Origin of the sequence: Vibrio sp. 10N.222.46.A1 (genome assembly GCF_041473595.1) — a bacterium.
In the GTDB taxonomy this organism is placed as follows: Bacteria; Pseudomonadota; Gammaproteobacteria; order Enterobacterales; family Vibrionaceae; genus Vibrio; species Vibrio tasmaniensis_A.
The window spans coordinates 1-516 of record NZ_JBFRSN010001084.1; the positions used below are offsets into that span (position 1 = coordinate 1).

A 516-nucleotide genomic window follows, 5' to 3' on the forward strand; every position below is an offset into this window, starting at 1 on the left:
ATTTTCAGCAGATAATAATTCCCCCACCCATTGTCCAAAAGTCGGTGAGTCTTTTCTAATATCAACAGCCACATCAAATACCTCACCGGACACAACTCGAACTAGCTTTCCTTGGGTATTTTGGGTTTGGTAATGTAAGCCACGTAAAATACCTTTTTTAGATTTGGAGTGGTTATCTTGAACAAATGACGTTGCTTTACCGGTTACGAGCTTTTCAAATTTATCTTGGCTCCAAGTCTCCATAAAGAAACCACGCTCATCACCAAACACACTCGGCTCTATAATTTTTACATCGCGAATAATTGTATTAATTACTTTCATTTTATTCTACCAATGATTTATAATAAACTGTTACTGCGTCACTGTTAATAATACTACCCTTATATTCTTTGTATCCAACCTTAAATTTATTATCATTAGTGTCATCAATAACAAAATCATAATCATCATTTAAGTTAAAGTTAGCTTTCTTGCACTGATAGTATCCATCCTCATTGGATTCATGCCACACATAAC

The 516-nt window shown here is 34.5% G+C and carries 2 protein-coding genes; both read right to left on the reverse strand.

All coding sequences use genetic code 11. From position 1 onward, the window contains the following. Positions 1–321: dTDP-4-dehydrorhamnose 3,5-epimerase (rfbC, locus tag AB4496_RS24000; protein WP_372132268.1), on the reverse strand; the 321-nt coding region annotated here is incomplete at its 3' end. Between the two features lies 1 nt (position 322). Beyond that, positions 323–516 (reverse strand): hypothetical protein (locus tag AB4496_RS24005; protein WP_372132271.1); only part of this gene is annotated, 194 nt, incomplete at its 5' end.